At 62.3% G+C, this 1319-nt stretch carries 1 protein-coding gene; it reads left to right on the top strand.

All coding sequences use genetic code 11. The annotated features are described in order from the left end of the window. Nucleotides 1-198: 198 nt before the first annotated feature. Nucleotides 199-1158 carry an IS110 family RNA-guided transposase gene (locus tag AC0QUY_RS42570; protein WP_161849892.1) on the top strand — a complete coding sequence of 320 codons (960 nt, stop codon included), beginning with the start codon at nucleotides 199-201 and terminating at the stop codon, nucleotides 1156-1158. Nucleotides 1159-1319: the final 161 nt, after the last annotated feature.

Below are 1319 nucleotides of genomic sequence, written 5' to 3' on the forward strand. Positions count from 1 at the left end.
CTGCGCCCTTGTGTCCAGGAAATCTGTCAGAATGTGCGAACGGGCGGTTGCGCACCAACCGCCCGTTGCTGGAACTGAGCCCGTTGCGCCCAAAGGCGACCGAGCCTGTGTCAGAGCGAGGGACAGCTCCGGTGTCTTCCTCAACCCGAACAGTTGCAAGGGCTTCGAGCCCGAACCGAGCAAGGAAGGGAGTGGATGATGGCACAAAATGCTCATGTTGTCGTGGGTATCGATGTCGCCAAGGACAAGGTGGATGCGTGCATTCGTGCGTTGGGATTACGGCAAACCCTCCCGAGCACGACCCAGGGGCACCGTAAGCTGGTCGCCTGGCTTCGCAAGCACCAGGCGAACAAGGCGGTGATGGAGGCGAGTGGCGGCTATGAGCGTGCCTGGGCCAAGGTGCTGCGCGACGCCGGCATCGAAGTTCGGATCGTCGACCCCAAACGGGTCCGCAGCTTCGCGCTATCAGCCGGACGGCTGGCCAAGAACGATACGATCGATGCCGAGATGATTGCCTGGTTCGCCGAGACATTCAGCGATGCGCCGGGCCAGAAACACGATGCGGCACAAGAGGAGCTGCAGGCACTCGTAAAGGCGCGCTTAAGCCTGATTGATTTTAGGATGCGCTTGGTCAGCCAAAGCGAGCATGCCGCGCCGGGATTGGTGCAGAAGGCGCATGCCCGCATCTTGAAGAACCTGGCCTGCGAGATTGCCAAGCTCGAGGCCGCCATCTGCGCCAAAATCAAGTCCATGCCGGATTTTGCGGAACGCGCCGAGATCATCGAGAGTGTGCCGGGGTTCGCCGAGACGAGTTCGGCAAACCTCCTTGCCGGAATGCCGGAGCTTGGTCAGGTGAGCAACAAGATCGCCGCGGCCTTGATCGGGGTCGCCCCCTATGACGACGACAGCGGAAAGCGCCGCGGCGAGCGCCACATCAAGGGAGGCCGCCGCTGGGTCCGTAACGCCATCTACATGCCCTGTGTTGGCGCAGCCACGCTGAACAATCCCGTGCTGAAGGCCTACTATCAGCGCCTGATTGCCAAAGGAAAAGAGCCGAAGATTGCCATCATCGCCGGCATGCGCAAGCTGATCATCATCCTCAACACCATGATCGCACGACGGCAGAAATGGGATCCCAGCCGTTACGCGTTGAGCTGACGAGCGCGCCCACCGCGATCGGTTCCGCGACCGAGCGCTTGCAAAGCCGACAGACCGGTGAACGGGCGGGGTCAAGGCCGCAGCCGCCGTAGGCGGGGGCGCGCCAGCGCCAGCCTTGAGGCCGGCCGATCACCGGGCTACTTCCAGCACAGTTGCTCTGA

The sequence above is a fragment of the Bradyrhizobium sp. WYCCWR15520 genome (genome assembly GCF_056174665.1).

What these genes read in the sequence shown, in the direction of transcription:
- AC0QUY_RS42570 (WP_161849892.1), top strand. Translation starts at nt 199, where the DNA reads ATGGCACAAAATGCTCATGTTGTCGTGGGTATCGATGTCGCCAAGGAC.